Raw genomic sequence first — 1,774 nt, 5'->3', positions numbered from 1 at the left:
TCGCGCCGCCCGTCTCGGCAAGGATCTTCGTGATCGCAGCCGTCAGGGACGTCTTGCCATGGTCGACATGGCCAATCGTCCCGATGTTGCAATGCGGCTTCGTCCGCGCGAACTTTTCCTTGGCCATAGACGTATCCTGCTCGAGGTCTCGGTGCCGAGAAGCGCCGCTCCTCTAGGCAGGTTCACGCCGCCGCACAAGCCCGAAATGGCGTCTTGGCCGCTGACGACCCACAAAACCCGTCGGTCGGTCGGCGCGGAAGGCCATTTTGAGCCGGGTCTGAGGACCGCGCGCCTCACCCGCGCCGCGACGCCATTGCGGCCCAGCCGCGGCTGCTTTATCTCGTCGATACGGCCTCCGCGCGGGCCGTCCGCGGATGTAGCTCAGTTGGTAGAGCATCAGGTTTCCACCCTGAGGGTCGCGAGTTCGAGTCTCGTCGTCCGCTCCAGTTTCGAGGGCGGGGATCGGCAACCGATCCCCGCCCTCTTTCATTTGCGCTTTTCGTCGCGGCTGTGCCGGGCGTCCTCCTCGCCGCCGCCCGTGGACACGCTGCTGCGCGCCCGCTGATCGCTGTCAGCCGGCGGTTTCTTGATCTCGAGGGGCTCCTTGGCGTTCTCGTGCGAGGCGCCGGGCCCGCCCTGGCGGATGCTGTTCGGCGTCTTGGTCGATGTCGACATGGGGATGCTCCCTCAGCGGTCCTGCTGGTGGCCCTGATGGGTCGTGTTCTGCCTGGTGTTGCCGGTCTGGCCGCGCTGCTCGGGATTCGCGACCTGGCCGCTGCCGCCAGCGGCGGATCCGGGTGATGCCCGCTTGTCGTCGCCGGTCCCCTTCGGGCTCCGGTTGGCGGGAGGAACCGGGGGCGTCGCCTTGCTCGTCATCATGGCCTCCTTCAGACGGTCCGCTTGTCGCGGGGGGTCTCCTTCTGAAATCGTGAGGCGGCGAGCTGGTTCCGGATCGCTCCTCAATCGGTCGCGATCGGGGCGACGATCCGGCAGGACAGCCCTTCAGGAGCAAGCCGGCAATCCACCGTCCCGCCGAGCTGGTGAGCCAGTCCCTCCTCGATCAACTCCCGGCCGAAGCCGCGCGGCGCGTCCGGAGACGCGGCGGCCCCGGTCTCCCGCCATTCGAGGACGGCGTCGCCCCCCTGCCGGTCCCAGACGACCGTGAGACGACCGTCCTCCTGCGCGAGCGCTCCGTGTTCGATGGCGTTCGCGGCGAGCTCATGCAGCGCGAGGGCGAGCATACGCACCGCGCGAGGGCGTATCGGCGCCACGGGTCCGGACAGGGCGACGCGACTGTCCTCGCCCAGGCCCCAGCTTACGAGTTCTCCCCGCACAAGCAGGCCGACCGACGGCGCCTCCTCGCCTTCCCGCTCCGGCAGCACGCTCTCGGCGCGGGCGAGCGCCGCCAGGCGGCGACCGAGCCTCGCGCGATAATCCGCGAGCGATTCGCCGGGGCGCGAGGCTTCCGCCAGCGCCTGGACCAGCGCCAGCAGGTTCCGCGTGCGGTGACGCGGGCTTTCACGACCGTCCGGGAACATGCCGGCCATCTCAGGGATTGCCCTTGGCGAGCGACCGCGCGGGCGATTCCCGCGCGGCACCCGGCAGGATGACGGAAACGATGACAGCTGGAAGCACATCAGCCGCGGGGGTGGAACGGCTGCGCGACGCGATCGACAGCGGTCGAACCGGCGACAAGGCGCCGTTCACCGATCCTGCGGCTGCGCCGCTCGGCGCCGACGACGAGGCTGCAGGCACGCCGCCGACCGCCGAGCGC

General features: G+C 69.9%; 4 protein-coding genes and 1 tRNA gene. 1 reads left to right on the top strand and 4 read right to left on the bottom strand.

What is annotated here, in order from left to right:
• On the bottom strand, positions 1 to 127 hold a 127-nt coding region (locus ACIKT0_RS17830), incomplete at its 3' end, for a GTP-binding protein (protein ID WP_407106412.1).
• A gap of 243 nt (positions 128 to 370) precedes the next feature.
• Here ACIKT0_RS17830 and ACIKT0_RS17825 point away from each other — a divergent pair.
• A tRNA-Gly gene (locus tag ACIKT0_RS17825) sits at positions 371 to 446 on the top strand.
• 40 nt (positions 447 to 486) lie between these two features.
• Here the strand turns inward: ACIKT0_RS17825 and ACIKT0_RS17820 are convergent.
• From ACIKT0_RS17820 to ACIKT0_RS17810, 3 genes are all read right to left on the bottom strand, one after another.
• Positions 487 to 675: a hypothetical protein gene (locus tag ACIKT0_RS17820; RefSeq protein WP_407106670.1), complete on the bottom strand. Its 189-nt coding sequence runs from the start codon at positions 673 to 675 to the stop codon at positions 487 to 489.
• 12 nt (positions 676 to 687) lie between these two features.
• Complete coding sequence (locus ACIKT0_RS17815; protein ID WP_407106669.1) at positions 688 to 879, bottom strand: hypothetical protein; 192 nt, start codon at positions 877 to 879, stop codon at positions 688 to 690.
• An 80-nt stretch (positions 880 to 959) separates the two neighbouring features.
• Positions 960 to 1,547 carry an HWE histidine kinase domain-containing protein gene (locus ACIKT0_RS17810; protein WP_407106668.1) on the bottom strand — a complete coding sequence of 196 codons (588 nt, stop codon included), beginning with the start codon at positions 1,545 to 1,547 and terminating at the stop codon, positions 960 to 962.
• Positions 1,548 to 1,774: the final 227 nt, after the last annotated feature.

Source organism: Hansschlegelia beijingensis, assembly GCF_045505405.1.
GTDB classification, from domain to species: domain Bacteria; phylum Pseudomonadota; class Alphaproteobacteria; order Rhizobiales; family Methylopilaceae; genus Methylopila; species Methylopila beijingensis_A.
This window is presented reverse-complemented; position numbering and strand designations above follow the sequence as displayed.